The organism is Xylophilus sp. ASV27, from assembly GCF_016428875.1.
GTDB lineage: Bacteria > Pseudomonadota > Gammaproteobacteria > Burkholderiales > Burkholderiaceae_C > Xylophilus.
The window spans coordinates 1-15,191 of record NZ_JAELTO010000109.1 but is presented as its reverse complement, the minus strand read 5'-3'; the positions used below and the strand labels follow the sequence as shown (position 1 = coordinate 15,191).

The 15,191-nt window shown below is 69.3% G+C and carries 18 protein-coding genes; 16 read left to right on the top strand and 2 right to left on the bottom strand.

The window, feature by feature from the left end:
- Positions 1 to 127 precede the first annotated feature (127 nt).
- The gene (locus JHD63_RS18615; RefSeq protein WP_198972301.1) at positions 128 to 502 is read right to left on the bottom strand and encodes a hypothetical protein; all 375 of its coding nucleotides are present in this window, start codon (positions 500 to 502) and stop codon (positions 128 to 130) included.
- A gap of 192 nt (positions 503 to 694) precedes the next feature.
- Here JHD63_RS18615 and JHD63_RS18610 point away from each other — a divergent pair, with 192 nt between their 5' ends.
- The 15 genes from JHD63_RS18610 to rutF all read left to right on the top strand — a co-directional run bounded on the left by JHD63_RS18610 (position 695) and on the right by rutF (position 13,097).
- Positions 695 to 1,756, top strand: a complete 1,062-nt coding sequence (locus JHD63_RS18610) for a LacI family DNA-binding transcriptional regulator (protein WP_198972300.1) — start codon at positions 695 to 697, stop codon at positions 1,754 to 1,756.
- Positions 1,757 to 1,864: 108 nt separating this feature from the next.
- Entirely contained in the window at positions 1,865 to 2,536 is a 672-nt protein-coding gene (locus JHD63_RS18605; RefSeq protein ID WP_198972299.1) for an amino acid ABC transporter permease, read from the top strand.
- Between the two features lie 4 nt (positions 2,537 to 2,540).
- A complete protein-coding gene (locus JHD63_RS18600) occupies positions 2,541 to 3,194 on the top strand; it encodes an amino acid ABC transporter permease (protein WP_198972298.1) in 654 nt (217 codons plus the stop codon).
- A gap of 36 nt (positions 3,195 to 3,230) precedes the next feature.
- Positions 3,231 to 4,025, top strand: coding sequence for a transporter substrate-binding domain-containing protein (locus JHD63_RS18595; protein ID WP_198972297.1), 795 nt, complete (start codon positions 3,231 to 3,233; stop codon positions 4,023 to 4,025).
- 133 nt (positions 4,026 to 4,158) lie between these two features.
- Positions 4,159 to 4,938 carry an amino acid ABC transporter ATP-binding protein gene (locus JHD63_RS18590; protein WP_233168398.1) on the top strand — a complete coding sequence of 260 codons (780 nt, stop codon included), beginning with the start codon at positions 4,159 to 4,161 and terminating at the stop codon, positions 4,936 to 4,938.
- The gene (locus tag JHD63_RS18585) at positions 4,931 to 5,722 is read left to right on the top strand and encodes a sugar phosphate isomerase/epimerase family protein (protein WP_233168397.1); all 792 of its coding nucleotides are present in this window, start codon (positions 4,931 to 4,933) and stop codon (positions 5,720 to 5,722) included. The genes JHD63_RS18590 and JHD63_RS18585 overlap by 8 nt, the downstream gene beginning before the upstream one ends.
- Positions 5,719 to 6,666: a sugar kinase gene (locus JHD63_RS18580; protein WP_198972296.1), complete on the top strand. Its 948-nt coding sequence runs from the start codon at positions 5,719 to 5,721 to the stop codon at positions 6,664 to 6,666. The genes JHD63_RS18585 and JHD63_RS18580 overlap by 4 nt, the downstream gene beginning before the upstream one ends.
- A complete protein-coding gene (locus JHD63_RS18575; RefSeq protein WP_198972295.1) occupies positions 6,663 to 7,661 on the top strand; it encodes a 2-hydroxyacid dehydrogenase in 999 nt (332 codons plus the stop codon). Before JHD63_RS18580 ends, JHD63_RS18575 begins: the two co-directional genes overlap by 4 nt.
- A gap of 137 nt (positions 7,662 to 7,798) precedes the next feature.
- On the top strand, positions 7,799 to 8,566 hold the full coding sequence (ppk2, locus tag JHD63_RS18570) for a polyphosphate kinase 2 (RefSeq protein WP_198972294.1): 768 nt from the start codon (positions 7,799 to 7,801) through the stop codon (positions 8,564 to 8,566).
- A 275-nt stretch (positions 8,567 to 8,841) separates the two neighbouring features.
- Positions 8,842 to 9,951, top strand: a complete 1,110-nt coding sequence (gene rutA, locus JHD63_RS18565) for a pyrimidine utilization protein A (protein WP_198972293.1) — start codon at positions 8,842 to 8,844, stop codon at positions 9,949 to 9,951.
- Positions 9,952 to 9,962: 11 nt separating this feature from the next.
- Positions 9,963 to 10,757, top strand: a complete 795-nt coding sequence (rutB, locus tag JHD63_RS18560) for a pyrimidine utilization protein B (RefSeq protein WP_198972292.1) — start codon at positions 9,963 to 9,965, stop codon at positions 10,755 to 10,757.
- A gap of 24 nt (positions 10,758 to 10,781) precedes the next feature.
- Positions 10,782 to 11,174 (top strand): pyrimidine utilization protein C, encoded by a 393-nt coding sequence (rutC, locus tag JHD63_RS18555; RefSeq protein WP_198972291.1) that lies wholly within the window; start codon positions 10,782 to 10,784, stop codon positions 11,172 to 11,174.
- 1 nt (position 11,175) lies between these two features.
- The gene (gene rutD, locus JHD63_RS18550; protein ID WP_198972290.1) at positions 11,176 to 11,976 is read left to right on the top strand and encodes a pyrimidine utilization protein D; all 801 of its coding nucleotides are present in this window, start codon (positions 11,176 to 11,178) and stop codon (positions 11,974 to 11,976) included.
- On the top strand, positions 11,973 to 12,560 hold the full coding sequence (locus JHD63_RS18545) for a malonic semialdehyde reductase (RefSeq protein ID WP_198972289.1): 588 nt from the start codon (positions 11,973 to 11,975) through the stop codon (positions 12,558 to 12,560). The genes rutD and JHD63_RS18545 overlap by 4 nt, the downstream gene beginning before the upstream one ends.
- Positions 12,561 to 12,566: 6 nt before the next feature.
- On the top strand, positions 12,567 to 13,097 hold the full coding sequence (gene rutF, locus JHD63_RS18540) for an NADH-dependent FMN reductase RutF (RefSeq protein WP_198972288.1): 531 nt from the start codon (positions 12,567 to 12,569) through the stop codon (positions 13,095 to 13,097).
- A 6-nt stretch (positions 13,098 to 13,103) separates the two neighbouring features.
- On the opposite strand, the gene JHD63_RS18535 is transcribed toward rutF, so the two are convergent.
- Positions 13,104 to 14,336 carry an MFS transporter gene (locus JHD63_RS18535; protein ID WP_198972287.1) on the bottom strand — a complete coding sequence of 411 codons (1,233 nt, stop codon included), beginning with the start codon at positions 14,334 to 14,336 and terminating at the stop codon, positions 13,104 to 13,106.
- A 251-nt stretch (positions 14,337 to 14,587) separates the two neighbouring features.
- On the opposite strand from JHD63_RS18535, the gene JHD63_RS18530 reads away from it, so the two are divergent.
- The gene (locus tag JHD63_RS18530; RefSeq protein ID WP_198972286.1) at positions 14,588 to 15,004 is read left to right on the top strand and encodes a GFA family protein; all 417 of its coding nucleotides are present in this window, start codon (positions 14,588 to 14,590) and stop codon (positions 15,002 to 15,004) included.
- Positions 15,005 to 15,191 lie beyond the last annotated feature (187 nt).

The window sequence follows — 15,191 nt, the reverse complement described above, 5'->3', positions numbered from 1 at the left end:
CCCTGGTGTGGGATGGGATGCAAGGCGCAAACCGCAGCCATGGCCGCCGCCATGGCGAGGATTTGCAACGCCGCAGACCGCCCACAGCAGGGATGCGCGACACGCGAGGGACTTGTTCAGCGTTGCCTTAACGGCTGGGCACCGGCCGCACGGTTTCCTGCAGGATGCCGCCGCCTTCCACGCTGCCGCTGGTGTTGGTGTCGGTGCCGCGGATGCGCATCATGCAGTCGGGGCGATCGGCCGGCGGCAGCAGCTTGCAGCGCTGGGAGGCGTTCTGCATCAGTTGCTCCTGGCTCGGAGACGTCAGGCCGCCGCGGCGCGCCTCGACGCGGGCGGCGCCGGCCTCGCGGCGGCAGGCATTCACGTCGTAGCGCGCCTCGTTGGCATTGCAGCCCGAAGCGTCGCCCGAATGGCCCGCCGCATGGGCGCCGCCGCCCAGCAGCAGGGCGCCGGCCAGTGCGACGGCGGCGGAACGAACGGTGGACCGGAGTGTGTTTTTCATGGTGATTCCTTCGATGTGAGGGCTGACGCGCTGCCGACCCCGCCCCGGGGGTCGGAGGGGCCTAGCAGGATGGACGCGCCCGCGGGATTTCACCGTCGGACACTGCCGCGATCGTGGTGGGCGCCGCTTCCTACATGCCTCCCGCGCCGGGCGGCAGTTACCATCGCCGGCACCGCTGAAACTGGTTTCCGCATGCCGCGCCCCTCCCTGCCACGCCCCCCCGCCACCGGCACCGCGGGCCGCGCCACCATCGACGACGTGGCGCGGGCCGCGGGCGTCTCCAAAGCCACGGTGTCGCGCTTCTTCAACCACCGGGAGACGCTGCTCACCCCCGACATCGCGGCGCGGGTGCAGGTGGCCGTGACCTCGCTCGGTTATGCGCCGAGCCCGATGGCGCAGGCGCTCAAGCGCGGGCGCTCGCGCCTCATCGGGCTGGTGGTGGCCGACGTGACCAACCCCTTTTCGGTGGCCGTGCTGCGCGGGGCCGAGAAGGCCTGCCAGGAGGCCGGCTACCTGGTGATGCTGTTCAACCTGGGCAACGAGAAGGGCCGCGAGCGTCAGGCCATCGAGGCGCTGGCGGCCTACAAGGTGGAGGGCTTCATCCTCAACCGCGTCGGCGACGACGCCTCCACCATCGCCGAAGCCGCTCGCCATGCCCGCCCGATGGTGCTGGTGGACCGGCGCCACGACTCGCTGCCGGCCGACTTCGTCTCGCTCGACAACGCGGCGGCCACGCGCCTGGCGGCGCAGCACCTGTTCGACCGGGGCTACCGTGAACTGCTGCTGGTGACAGAACCGGTGGCCGGCGTCAGTTCGCGCCTGGAGCGCAGTGCCGCCTTCCGCGCCTTCGCGGCCGAGGCCGGCATCGCCGGCACGGTGCTCGAGCACGCCGCGGACGATGACACGGCCTGCCTGGCGCAGGCCCTGCAGCAATGGCGCCAGCAGGCCGCCGGCAGGCCGCCGGCGGTGCTCAGCGGCAACGCGGTGGCCACCCTGCGGGTGGCGTCGGCGGTGGCGCGGCTGGGCTGGCAGTTCGGCCGCGAGTTGGGCTTCATCGGCTTTGACGACACCGAATGGGCGCCGCTGGTGGGGCCGGGCCTGTCGGCCATCGCGCAGCCGACCGACGCACTCGGCAAGGCCGCGGCGCTGTGCCTGCTGGAGCGGCTGCAGGGCGCCACGCATGCGCCGCGCGAGATCCTGCTGCCGGGCGAACTGATCGCGCGCGGCTCCTCGCCGCCCGTGCAGCGCCCCTGAGCGGCGGCTAGGGGTAACCCCGGATGCGACGGGCGCGGCGGCGGCGATAGACTGAAACCGGTTTCAGACGCGATCCCCCCCCCCCCCCCACACACCACCGATCCTTCCGTGCACTACACCTTCCAATTCGGCGACGTCTTCGCCGCCTGGCCGCTGCTGCTCAAGGGCGCCTGGACCACCATCGAACTGTCGTTCATGGCGATGGTGCTGGGCCTGGGAGTGGCGGTGCTCTGCGCATGGGGCAAGACGGCGGGGCCCCGGCCGCTGCGCTTCGCGATCAACGCCTACATCGAGCTGATCCGCAACACGCCCTTCCTGGTGCAGCTTTTCTTCTTTTTCTTCGCCTTGCCGGCCCTGGGCCTGCGCTGGACGCCGCACACGGCGGCGCTGACGGCGATGGTGGTGAACCTGGGCGCCTACGCCACCGAGATCATCCGCGCCGGCATCGAGTCCATTCCCAAGGGCCAGATCGAGGCCGGCCTGGCGCTCAACCTCAAGCGCTGGGAGATCTTCCGCTTCGTCATCATCAAGCCGGCGCTGCGCGCGATCTACCCAGCGCTGACCAGCCAATTCATCCTGCTGATGCTCAGCTCGGCCGTGGTGTCGGTGATCTCGGCCGACGACCTGACCTCGGTCGCGGCCAACCTGCAGTCGCAGACCTTCCGCAGCTTCGAGATCTACATCGTGGTGGCCGCCATCTACCTGGCGCTGTCGCTCGCCTTCTCGGCCCTCTTCAAGCTGGTGTTCGACGCCACGCTCAACTACCCGGACCGGAAGTAGCACCATGCGGACCTTCGGCTTTGCAGAGTTCCTGTTCATCCTCGAGGCGGCCAAGTGGACGCTGGCGCTGTCGGCCATCGCCTTCGCCGGCGGCGCGCTCGGCGGCCTGCTGGTGGCGCTGGCGCGGGTGTCGCCGGTCGCCTGGCTGCGCGGTGCGGGTACGGTCTTCGTGCAGGTGTTCCAGGGCACGCCGCTGCTGCTGCAACTGTTCCTGATCTTCTTCGGCGCACCGGTGCTGGGCCTGGACATCAACCCCTGGGTGGCGGCGGGCGCGGCCCTGGTGCTCAACTCCAGCGCCTTCCTGGGCGAGATCTGGCGCGGCTGCATCCAGGCGATCCCGCGCGGGCAGTGGGAAGCGGCCGAGGCGCTGAACCTGTCCTACGCCTCGCGCATGCGCGACGTGGTGCTGCCGCAGGCGTGGAAGATCGCCGTGCCGCCCACCGTAGGCTTCATGGTGCAGATCATCAAGGGCACCTCGCTGGCGGCGATCATCGGCTTCACCGAGATCACCCGCGCCGGCCAGATCATCAACAACGCCACCTTCCAGCCGCTGATCGTGTTCGGCGTGGTGGCCGCCATCTACTTCGTGCTGTGCTGGCCGCTGTCGCTGCTGGCCGCGCGCATGGAGCGGCGCCTGGCCGGCGCCCTTTCACGCTGAGCCCGGCGCACCACGCTTTTTCCAAGGAGACCTCCCATGACCCGCTTGCTGCAACGCAGAACCGTCGCCACCGCCCTGGCGCTGGGCACCGTCCTCGCCGCCATCGGCCCGGCCCATGCGCAGACCGTGGCCGACATCAAGAAGAAGGGCGAGATCAGCATCGGCATGCTGGTGGACTTCCCGCCCTACGGCACCACCAACGCGCAGAACCAGCCCGACGGCTACGACGCCGACGTGGCCAGGCTGCTGGCGCAGGACCTGGGCGTGAAGGCCGACATCGTGCCGGTCACCGGCCCGAACCGCATTCCTTTCCTGCTGACCAACAAGGTCGACCTGCTGGTGGCCTCGCTCGCGATCACGCCCGAGCGCGCCAAGCAGGTCACGTTCTCGCAGCCCTATGCGGCCGCCACCATCGTGCTCTACGGCAGGAAGGCCGATCCGATCAGGAGCGCAGCCGACCTCAAGGGCAAGCGCGTGGGCGTGGCCCGCGCCAGCACGCAGGACATCGCAGTGACCAAGTCGGCGCCCGAGGGGACGGAGATCCGACGCTTCGACGACGACGCCTCCGCGATGCAGGCGCTGCTGTCGGGCCAGGTCGACGCCATCGGCTGCTCGGTCACCGTGGCGGCGCAGATCGCCAGGCGCGCGCCGGCCGGCACCTATGAGAACAAGTTCACCCTGGTGCAGCAGGCCATGGGCATCGCCATGCGCCCGGGCCACGCCGACCTGGAGAAGGCCGTGAACGACTTCATCACCCGGCGCAAGGCGGACGGCGAACTCAACAAGCTCTACCGCAAGTGGCTGGAGACGGACCTTCCCGCACTTCAGTAACCCCCCGGGCTGGGCACTTCGTGTCTTCGCCGCCCCCCTTGCCGGCGGCGGCGCCAGCGGCCCGGCAAAGCCGGTTTGGCGGCGCCCTGCGAAGGGGAGCACACGCCGCCACCCTCGACCGAAGCAGAGAGTTATGACCAACGCAAGCGCATCCCAGGCCGACGCGGCCCCCATCATCCGCATGGAGGGCGTGAACAAGTGGTACGGCCAGTTCCAGGTGCTGACCGGCATCGACCTGGCGGTGCGGGCCGGCGAGCGCATCGTCGTCTGCGGGCCCTCGGGCTCGGGCAAGTCGACGCTGATCCGCTGCATCAACCGGCTGGAGACGGTGCAGCAGGGCCGCATCGAGGTCGACGGCATCGAGCTGACGGCCGGCGGCAGGAACGTGGACAGGGTGCGCGCCGAGGTCGGCATGGTATTCCAGCAGTTCAACCTGTTTCCGCACCTGAGCATCCTGCAGAACTGCATGCTCGCACCGATGCGCTCGCGCGGCATGGGCAAGGCCGAGGCGGAGGAGATCGCGATGAAGTACCTGCGCCGCGTGCGCATTCCGGAGCAGGCGCACAAGTACCCGAGCCAGCTCTCCGGCGGCCAGCAGCAGCGCGTGGCGATTGCCCGGGCGCTGTGCATGACGCCCAAGATCATGCTGTTCGACGAACCCACCTCGGCACTCGACCCGGAGATGGTCAAGGAGGTGCTCGACACCATGATCGGCCTGGCCGAGGACGGCATGACCATGCTCTGCGTCACGCACGAGATGGGCTTTGCCCGCAGCGTGGCCGACAGCGTGATCTTCATGGCCGATGGGAAAATCGTCGAGCAGGCGCCGCCCGCGCAGTTCTTTGCCCACCCGCAGCACGAGAAGACGCGCACCTTTCTGGGCCAGATCCTGTCGTCGTCACAGCATGGATGATCCCTCCGGCATGCGCACCGCGCCCGATATCCTGATCTCCCTGGCCGCCTTCGGTGCCGCCGAAGTCCGACGCCACGGTCAGCTCTACTTCGCCCATCTGGCGCGTCAGGCGGGCGCCGACGGCGTGGAGGTGCGCGGCGAGTTGCTGCGGGACGCAAAGGCAGAGTTGCCCGCGCTGCGCGCCAGCGGCTGCGTGCGCGTCTATTCCAGCCCGGAAGGCTTGTGGCGCGCCGATGGCCGGCTCGACAGCGCGGCACTCCAGCGCGCCCTGGCCGCGGCGACGCAGTTGGGCGCGCCCCGGCTCAAGATGTCCATCGGCGGTTTCGGCATGCACGCCGACACGGGTCTGCACGAACTGCAGGACCGGCTCGGCCGCGCGGCGATCGAACTGGTGATCGAGAACGACCAGACCCTGCGCGCGGGCACGGTCCCGGCTCTGCAGCGCTTCTTTGCCGCGGCCGATGCCGCCGGGATGGCGTTGCCGATGACCTTCGACATGGGCAACTGGCACTACCTGGGCGAATGCCCGCAGCAGGCTGCGGCCCTCTTCGCGCCGCGCGTGGGCTACGTGCACTGCAAGGGCGTGCAACGCCGGCCCGACAAGTGGGTGGCCGTGCCGCTGGCCGACTCCGCCGCGCCCTGGCGCGCGGTGCTGCGCGCCCTGCCCGCAGGCGTGCCCTGGGCCATCGAGTACCCGCTGGCGGGCGACGACCTGCAAACGGTCACGCAGCATGAAATGGAGCGGCTCCGGGCGGTGGCCGCAGAGCAGCAGGAGAGCGCATGACGAGCGAGCTGGACGTTGCCGTCTTCGGCGAGGCGATGGTGATGTTCATCGCCGCCGAGCCCGGCCCGCTGGAGCGGGTCGAGACCTTCCACCGCCGCATGGCCGGCGCCGAGATCAACGTGGCCGTGGGCCTGGCGCGGCTGGGGCTGCGCGTGGGCTGGGCCAGCCGGCTGGGCGCCGACTCCATGGGCCGCTACCTGCTCGCAGAACTGCGGCGGGAAGGCGTGGACTGCGGCAAGGTCGCGTGCGACGCGGCTCAGCGCACCGGCTTCCAGTTCAAGGGCCGCGTGGACGACGGCAGCGACCCGGCCATCGAATACCACCGCAAGGGTTCGGCCGCGAGCCTGATGGGCCCGGACGACGTGGACGCAGCCTGGCTCGCCGGCGCGCGGCACTTGCACGCCACTGGCGTCTTCGCCGCCCTCTCGGCCGCCAGCCTGCAGGCCGCCCACCGCAGCCTGGACGTGGCGCGCGCCGCGGGCCGCAGTATCTCCTTCGACCCCAATCTGAGGCCCACGCTGTGGGCCTCCACCGAGGTCATGCGCAGCGAGATCAACCGCCTCGCCGCCAAGGCCCAGACCGTGCTGCCCGGCCTGGAGGAGGGCCGCCTGCTCACCGGCGAGAGCACGCCCGAGGGCATCGCCCGCTTCTACCGCGCTGCGGGCGCGCAGCGGGTCGTCGTCAAGCTCGGCCCCGAGGGCGCCTACTACGACGACGCCGCGGCCGGCACCGGCCGCGTGCCCGGCTGCGCGGTCGAGCGGGTGGTGGACACCGTGGGCGCGGGCGACGGCTTTGCCGTGGGCGTGATCAGCGCCCTGCTGGAAGGCCGCAGCGTGCCGGACGCGGTGCGCCGGGGCAGCTGGATCGGCGCGCGCCAGGTGCAGGTGATGGGCGACTCCGAAGGCCTGCCAACGCGCGCCGAGCTCGAGGAGGCAGGGCTGTGAGCGATACCGCGGCGCGCAAGAAGGTGCTGGTCTTTCGCGAGCTGCCGGCCGACCAGCTGGCGCTGCTGCAGGCGGCGCATGTGGTCACCGTCGCCAACCCGCGCATCGCCACGCAGAAGGCGGCCTTCGATGCCGCGCTGCCGCAGGCGCAGGGCCTGATCGGCTCCAGCTATCCCATCGACGCCGCACTGCTGGCGCGCGCGCCGCGGCTGGAGGTGGTGTCCAGCGTCTCGGTCGGCGTGGACAACTACGACCTGGCCACGCTGCAGTCGCGCGGCATCCTGCTGTGCCACACGCCGGGCGTGCTGACCGAGACCACGGCCGACACCTTGTTCGCCCTGCTGATGGCCACCTGCCGCCGGGTGGTCGAACTGTCTAACCTGGTGCGCGAGGGCCGCTGGACGAAGAACATCGGCGAGGACCTGTTCGGCACCGACGTGCACGGCAAGACCCTGGGCCTGCTGGGATTCGGCCGCATCGGCCAGGCCGTCGCACGCCGCGCCGCGCTGGGCTTTGGCATGCCGGTGCTCTACCACGCACGCCACGCGGTCGACATGGCGCAGCAGGCCCCCGAACTGGCCGGCCGCGTGCGGCATGCCGCGCTCGACAGCCTGCTCGCGCAGGCCGACATCGTGGTGGCGGCATTGCCGCTGTCGCCCGCCACACGCGGCCTGATGGGTGCGCGCGAATTCGCGCTGATGAAGCCCGGCGCCATCTTCATCAACGGCGGCCGCGGCGCCACGGTCGATGAAGGCGCGCTGCTGCAGGCGCTGGACCACGGCCCGCTGCGCGCCGCCGGCCTGGACGTGTTCGCCACCGAGCCGCTGCCGCCGGACTCGCCGCTGCGCACGCACCCCAAGGTCACGCCGCTGCCGCACATCGGCTCGGCCACGCACGAGACGCGGCACGCCATGGCAGCGCTGGCCACGCGCAACCTGCTGCAGGCGCTGGCCGGGCAGCGCCCCGCGGCCGTCTACGACACGCAGGCGCGCTGAGCGGCCTCGCTGGCGGTGGCGTGCCTGCGAGTTGGCAGGAAGGCGCCCGGCGCGGCTACGATGGCGGCCTCAGCCGCGTCTCCACGCGGCGCCCCGCCATCCGGCCCCGCGTGCCGCACCCTTCACGGAGGATTCCCTTGAAATCTCTTTCCCGCAAGCAATACGACCAGCAGATGGATCCACTGCAGATCGAGCTGGCCCATATGGCCCGCTGGGTCGCGGCCACGGGGCAGCGGGTGCTGGTGATCTTCGAGGGGCGGGACACCGCCGGCAAGGGCGGATCGATCAATGCGGTGTCGCAGCACCTCAATCCGCGCCAGTGCCGCGTGGTGGCGCTGCCCAAGCCGACCGAGCGCGAAGGCACGCAGTGGTACTTCCAGCGCTACGTGGAGCACCTGCCGGCGGCTGGCGAGATCGCCCTGTTCGACCGCAGCTGGTACAACCGCGCGGGCGTCGAGAAGGTCATGGGCTATGCCAGCGCGGCGCAGGTCAAGGCCTTCCTGCGGCAGGTGCCGGTATTCGAGCAGATGCTGGTGGACGACGGCATCCTGCTGTTCAAGTACTGGCTGACGATCGACCAGGCCCAGCAGGAGGAGCGCTTCGCCGAGCGCCACAGCGACCCGCTCAAGCGCTGGAAGCTCTCGCCCGTGGACCTGGAGGCGCGCCGGCTCTACGCCGACTACACCGCCGCCCGCGAGGCCATGCTCAAGGCCACGCACACGCCCCATGCGCCGTGGACGCTGGTGGACTTCAATGACCAGCGGCGCGGCCGGCTGGCCCTGGTCCGCGACCTGCTCCGGCGCATGCCCGATACGCGGGTGCAGGAGGTGCTGCTGCCACTGGAGCCGCTGGCCGGCAAGCTCCAGCAGGAGCGCTACGGCGTGCTCAAGCCATTGAAGAGCTGAGAGGGTGTCAGCGCGAGCTCGGCAACGCGGCGCCGCGGCTCGCCGGGCGCGCACGGCGTGGCCGTGCATGCACCGCAATCGGCCGGTGCCCGCACCGTTTCCGAGTGGTTCGCCACGACCAGATGCTCCAACATGGACCATTTGGTCAAAAACACCCAACCCAGAACAACCAAGCCTTTGATATGAAAGGATATTTTCATCTGGCACGGTAGATGCAACCGTGGCCTCGCATGCCGGCATGCCGGCGCTCTTTGTCCCTACAGCGAGGCCTCCCCATGAAAGTCGGCATCTTCATCCCCATCGGCAACAACGGCTGGCTGCTGTCGGAGAACGCTCCACAGTACAAGCCCACGTTCGAGCTGAACAAGCAGATCACCCTGACCGCAGAGCACTACGGCCTGGACTTCGTGCTGTCCATGATCAAGCTGCGCGGCTTTGGCGGCAAGACCGAGTTCTGGGACCACAACCTCGAATCCTTCACGCTGATGGCCGGCCTGGCCGCCGTCACCAGCAAGATCAAGCTGTTTGCCACCGCCGCCTCGCTGGTGATGCCGCCGGCCATCGTGGCGCGCATGTCGTCCACCATCGACTCCATCTCCAATGGCCGCTTCGGCCTGAACCTGGTCACCGGCTGGCAGCGGCCCGAGTATTCGCAGATGGGCGCCTGGCCCGGCGACCAGTTCTTCAGCACGCGCTACGAATACCTGTCTGAATACATCCAGGTGCTGCGCGACCTGTGGGGCAAGGGCCGGTCCGACTTCAAGGGCGATCACTTCCAGATGGACGACTGCCGCCTGAGCCCGCAGCCGCAGGCCGACATGAAGGTGATCTGCGCCGGCTCGAGCGACGCGGGCATGGAGTTCTCGGCCAAATACGCCGACTACAACTTCTGCTTTGGCAAGGGCGTGAACACGCCCAAGGCCTTCGCCCCTGCCGCTGACCGCCTGATCGAGGCCACCGCAAAAACCGGCCGCGACGTCTCGACCTATGTGCTGATGATGGTCATCGCCGACGAGACCGACGAGGCCGCCCGCGCCAAGTGGGAGCACTACAAGGCCGGCGCCGACCACGAGGCCATCGCCTGGCTCGGCGGCCAGGCCGCGGCCGACACCAAGTCCGGCACCGACACCAACGTGCGCCAGATGGCCGACCCGACCTCGGCCGTCAACATCAACATGGGCACGCTGGTGGGTTCCTACGCCAGCGTGGCACGCATGCTCGACGAAATGGCCGAAGTGCCCGGCACCGAAGGCGTGCTGCTGACCTTCGATGACTTCGTGGCCGGTGTGAAGAACTTTGGCGAGCGCATCCAGCCACTGATGAAGAGCCGTGTCGGTGTGGACAGCCCGGTGCCTTCGCAAGTGCAAGAGCGCCTGGCAGCCTGAAGGAGCAGCACATGACAAGCCCCAAGACCAACGCCACGCTGACCTCCACCACGCCCGCAGGCGCACCCGATGCGCTTAGCCCCGGCAGCGGCGCCCATGTGCTGCCGGCGCGGCCCGAGCCGCTGGCCTTCCACGCCGGGCAGACCGCGTTGATCGTGGTCGACATGCAGAACGCCTATGCCTCGGTGGGCGGCTATGTGGACTCGGCCGGCTTCGACATCTCCGGCGCGCAGGGCGTGATCGCCAATGTGGGCCGCGCCATAGCAGCCGCGCGCGCCGCCGGCATCCTGGTGGTGTTCTTGCAGAACGGCTGGGACAAGCAATACGTCGAGGCCGGCGGCCCCGGCTCGCCCAACTGGCACAAGTCCAACGCGCTCAAGACCATGCGCAAAAAGCCCGAGCTGCAAGGCCAGTTCTTGGCCAAGGGCGGCTGGGACTACGAGATGGTCGACGCACTCAAGCCCCAGGCCGGCGACATCGTCGTGCCCAAGCCGCGCTACAGCGGCTTCTTCAACAGTGCGCTGGACAGCACGCTGCGCGCACGCGGCATCCGCAACCTGGTGTTCACCGGCATTGCCACCAACGTCTGCGTGGAGTCCACCCTGCGCGATGCCTTCCACCTCGAATATTTCAGCGTCATGCTGGAAGACGCAACGCATGAACTGGGCGGCGCCGCCATCCAGGCGGCAGCGGTCTACAACGTGATGACCTTCTTCGGCTGGGTATCGACCGTGGAAGAGTTTTGCACCACCGTGGCGCCGCAAGCCGGCACCCAACCCATCCCGGCCGAAGCGGCCGCCGTCTGATCTTTTTCCCAGGAGGCCCTTTCCATGCCCAAGCAAGCCATCATCCCCCCAGGCACCGGCAAGCCGCTCGCGCCCTACGTGCCCGGCACGCTGGCCGACGGCATCCTCTACGTGTCGGGCACCCTGCCCTTCGACAAGGACAACAACGTGGTCCACGTGGGCGACGCCACGGCGCAGACGCGCCATGTGCTGGAAATCATCAAGGGCGTGGTCGAGGCCACCGGCGGCACCATGGACGACGTCACCTTCAACCACATCTTCGTGCGCGACTGGGCCGACTACGCCAAGGTCAATGAGGTGTATGCCGAGTACTTCCCCGGCGTGAAGCCGGCGCGCTATTGCATACAGGCTGGCTTGGTCAAACCCGACGCACTGGTCGAAATCGCATCCATCGCCCACGTCGGCAAGAAGGCCTGATATGGCGCTGTACCACGAGGTGCATGGCCCCGCCGACGGCGAGACCGTGCTGCTGTCCTCCGGCCTGGGCGGCTCGGCCGCTTTCTGGCAGCCGCAGATCCCGGCGCTGGTCGAGGCCGGCTACCGCGTGGTCGGCTACGACCAGCGCGGCACCGGCCGCAGCCCCGGCACGCTGCCCGCGCCCTATTCCATCGCCCACATGGCACAAGACGTGGTCGAGGTGATGGATGCCACCGGCACCACGCGCTGCCACCTCATGGGCCACGCGCTGGGCGGCCTAGTCGGCCTGCAGCTGGCGCTGGACGCACCCGAGCGCATCGCCAGCCTGGTGCTGGTCAACGCCTGGTCGCAGCCCAACCCGCATTCGGCGCGCTGCTTCGATGCGCGCCTGGCGCTGCTGGGCGCACTGGGCCCGCGCGCCTATGTCGAAGCGCAGCCCATCTTCCTCTACCCCGCCGCCTGGGCCGCCGCCCACGCCGACAAGGTGCAGGCCGAAGTCGACCACGCCTTTGCCCACTTCCCGGGCGAGGCCACCATGCGTGCACGCATTGCGGCGCTGCGCGCCTTCGATGTGGATGCGCGCCTGGGCGAGATCGACGTGCCCGCACTGGTCATGGGCGCCATGGACGACACGCTCGTGCCCTGGACCTGCTCGCGCCGCCTGGCAGAAGGCCTGCCACACGCCACGCTGGACCTGATACCGCACGGCGGCCACGCCCACAGCGCCACCACCGCCGCGGCCTTCAACGACTGCGTGCGCTCCTTTCTTGCCCGCGCAAGCCACTCCGTCACCGCTTCATGACCACACTCGACACCGCTGCCCTGGCAACGCTTTTCACCGACGCCCGCACCCACAACGGCTGGAGCGCCGAGCCCGTGTCAGATGCGCTGCTGCAGCAACTCTATGACCTGGTGAAGATGGGCCCGACCTCGGCCAACTGCTCGCCCGCGCGCTTTGTGTTTGTGCGTACGCCCGAAGGCAGGCGACGCCTGGCGCCCGCGCTGTCCAAGGGCAACCTGGACAAGACCATGGCCGCGCCAGTGACCGTGATCGCCGCCTGGGATACCGCCTTCTACGACAAGCTGCCGCAGCTGTTCCCGCATGCCGACGCCAGGAGCTGGTTCACCGGCAGCCCGGCCACTGCGCACGAGACCGCCTTTCGCAACGCCTCGCTGCAGGCCGGCTACCTGATCCTGGCCGCCCGCGCGCTGGGCCTGGATACCGGGCCGATGTCGGGCTTCGACAAGCCTCTGGTCGATGCGGCCTTCTTCGCCGGTACCACCTGGACCACCAACCTGCTCATCAACCTTGGTCACGGCGACGCCAGCAAGGTCTTCGGCCGCTTGCCGCGCCTTGAATTTTCCGAGGCCTGTGCGTTGGCCTGACCCACCATGCTGAACACCGCCGCCCCCATTGCCGCAAGCGTCCTCCCAGCCATGCTACCCAAGAGCGACTACCGCAACGCCATGGCGCGGCTGGGCGCGGCGGTCCACATCATCACCACCGACGGCCCCGGGGGCTGCGCCGGTTTTACCGCCTCCGCCGTCTGCAGCGTGACCGACGAGCCGCCCACGCTGCTGGTCTGCCTCAACCGCTCGGCCTCGGTCTACCAGGCTTTCAGCAGCAACGGCGTGCTGTGCGTGAACACGCTGGCGCCGGACCAGCAGGCGCTGTCCAACCTGTTCGGCGGCAAGACGCCCATGGCCGACCGCTTTGCCGCCGCGCAGTGGTCGCGCAAGGCCACCGGCGCACCGCTGCTGCAGGGCGCGGCCGTGTCATTCGATTGCCGCGTGGTGCGCAGCACCAGCGTGGGCACGCACGACGTGCTGTTCTGCGAGGCCGTAGCCATTGCGGTGGGCGATGCCGCACATGGCTTGATCTACTTTGATCGGGGCTACCACGGGATCAAGGCTGCGCACTGAGCTGGTTCAAGCACGCTGAGCAGCCCCAACACCGCCGCGCGCACGACCCAGCGTGCCCACGATCAGCGCCGCCACCAGCACCAGCGCGCCGCTCACCAGCATGGTGCTGCCGATGCCGTAGCCATCGACCACCACGCCACCCAGCAGCGCGCCAACCGCGATCGCCACCTGGAAACCGCTCACCAGCAACGCCTGGCCGGCCTCGGGGGCATCGGGCACGGCCTCCATCATCCAGCCGGTCAGCGCCACCGGGATCAGGCCAAAGGCCAGCCCCCAGATCAGCACCACCACGGCACCCGCCACCATTCCCTTGCCGACCATGGTGGACAGCAGCAGCGCGCTGGCCAGCAGCAGCGCAGCCAGCAGGGTGGTGCCGCGCACGCTGCGCGCCACCAGGCTGCCGCCGGCGAAGGTGCCGACGAGGCCCACCGCGCCATAGACCAGCAGCAGCGTGGTCACGGCGTTGGGCTCCAGGCCGAACACCTGCTGCAGCAGCGGCTTGAGGTAGGTGTAAGCGCCAAAGTGCCCGGCCACGAAGAACAGCACCGCCAGCAGCCCGACCTGCGCCATGCGGCGCGTGAGCGGCGTGAGCAGGTCGCGCGGCCTGATGGCGCGCGCCGGCGGCAGCGCGGGCAGCAGCCACAGCTGCACCAGCAGCACTACCGTGACCAGCGCTCCCGTCACCGCAAAGGTGGCGCGCCAGCCAGCCAGCGTGCCCAGCCAGGCCACGGCCGGCACATCCAGCACCGTGGCCGCCGACACGCCCGCCAGCACCAGCGACATGGCGCGCGCCTTGGAGGCCTCCGGCACCAGCTGCGTGGCGGCCGCGGGGGCGAAGGTCCAGAAGCCGCCCACGCACATGCCCAGCAGCAGGCGCGCCACCAGCATGGTGGCGAAGTTGGGCGCAAACGCGGCCAGCAGGTTCGAGGCGATCAGCAGCGTGGCCAGCGCAATCAGCACCGTGCGCCGGTCCAGCCGGCCCGAGGCCACGATCAGCCCCGGCCCCGCAAAGGCCGCCAGCACGCCCGGCATGGTCACCATCAGCCCTGCCGTGCCATCGGACACCCCCAGGCCGGTGGCGATATCGGTCAGCAGGCCGATGGGCATGAATTCGGTCGTCACCATGGCAAAGGTGCCGACGGCGATGGAGCCCACCGCGAGCCAGGCCGAGCGCGGCGTGTCTGCCAGCCCTGGCGCCAATTGGTCAGCGCAGGGGTTGCTGCTGGGTGCATTCATCATGGGAATAGAGTCCTGAAGAGCGTCGGCACGCGCGTGTCGACGCTGGTAATGGGACGGCGAGTGTGCAGGCGCGGCCTGGTGCGACCAAGGAGGCTGGCGGCAGATGTCAGTTTCCCGCTGGAGAACAATGGATGGCTATAGCCACCAGAGCACCGGTATGCAATGCTGCGCAGAGACGGACGTGGCGGGGCTTGGCTGACAGGCAGGACTTCGGTAAGAATGCCATCCCACCAGCAGCGAGGAGAATTCAAATGAACGGCCATTGCCTGTGCGGCGCCGTGAGCATCACAACCCCCGCGACGACGGAAATGGGTGCATGCCATTGCGGTGCCTGCCGCCGGTGGGGCGGCGGCCCTTTGCTGACCGTCCACTGCGGACCGGATGTCGGCTTCAACGGCACGGACCAGATAGCGATCTACCCATCCTCGCAATGGGCGGAGCGAGCCTTCTGCAGGCAATGCGGCACCCACCTCTACTACAAGCTGCTGGCGACCGGCGAGTACTTCGTGCCCGCCGGGGTTTTCGATTCAGCGGACTTCGAGCTCGGCAGCCAAATCTATGTTGACAAGAAGCCGGCGTACTACGCCTTTGCCAACCAGACGGCCATGCTCACCGAGCAGCAGGTGATCGCGCAGTACGCCCCTCCCGGCGACGATGCAGCGGGCTAAGGCAACGCTGAACAAGTCCCCGCGATGGCGCACGCCCTGGTGTGGGATGGGATGCAAGGCGCAAACCGCAGCCATAGCCGCAGCTATGGCGAGGATTTGCAACGCCGCAGACCTGTCTCTTATACACATCTAAAAGGGGGGGGGGGGGGGGGGGGGGGGGGGGGGGGGGGGGGGGGGGGGGGGGGGG

Coding starts and splice junctions, on each gene's coding strand:
- JHD63_RS18615 (WP_198972301.1), bottom strand. CDS start 502: ATGAAAAACACACTCCGGTCCACCGTTCGTTCCGCCGCCGTCGCACTG.
- JHD63_RS18610 (WP_198972300.1), top strand. CDS start 695: ATGCCGCGCCCCTCCCTGCCACGCCCCCCCGCCACCGGCACCGCGGGC.
- JHD63_RS18600 (WP_198972298.1), top strand. CDS start 2,541: ATGCGGACCTTCGGCTTTGCAGAGTTCCTGTTCATCCTCGAGGCGGCC.
- JHD63_RS18595 (WP_198972297.1), top strand. CDS start 3,231: ATGACCCGCTTGCTGCAACGCAGAACCGTCGCCACCGCCCTGGCGCTG.
- JHD63_RS18590 (WP_233168398.1), top strand. CDS start 4,159: ATGACCAACGCAAGCGCATCCCAGGCCGACGCGGCCCCCATCATCCGC.
- JHD63_RS18585 (WP_233168397.1), top strand. CDS start 4,931: ATGGATGATCCCTCCGGCATGCGCACCGCGCCCGATATCCTGATCTCC.
- JHD63_RS18580 (WP_198972296.1), top strand. CDS start 5,719: ATGACGAGCGAGCTGGACGTTGCCGTCTTCGGCGAGGCGATGGTGATG.
- rutA (WP_198972293.1), top strand. CDS start 8,842: ATGAAAGTCGGCATCTTCATCCCCATCGGCAACAACGGCTGGCTGCTG.
- rutB (WP_198972292.1), top strand. CDS start 9,963: ATGACAAGCCCCAAGACCAACGCCACGCTGACCTCCACCACGCCCGCA.
- rutC (WP_198972291.1), top strand. CDS start 10,782: ATGCCCAAGCAAGCCATCATCCCCCCAGGCACCGGCAAGCCGCTCGCG.
- rutD (WP_198972290.1), top strand. CDS start 11,176: ATGGCGCTGTACCACGAGGTGCATGGCCCCGCCGACGGCGAGACCGTG.
- JHD63_RS18545 (WP_198972289.1), top strand. CDS start 11,973: ATGACCACACTCGACACCGCTGCCCTGGCAACGCTTTTCACCGACGCC.
- rutF (WP_198972288.1), top strand. CDS start 12,567: ATGCTGAACACCGCCGCCCCCATTGCCGCAAGCGTCCTCCCAGCCATG.
- JHD63_RS18535 (WP_198972287.1), bottom strand. CDS start 14,336: ATGATGAATGCACCCAGCAGCAACCCCTGCGCTGACCAATTGGCGCCA.
- JHD63_RS18530 (WP_198972286.1), top strand. CDS start 14,588: ATGAACGGCCATTGCCTGTGCGGCGCCGTGAGCATCACAACCCCCGCG.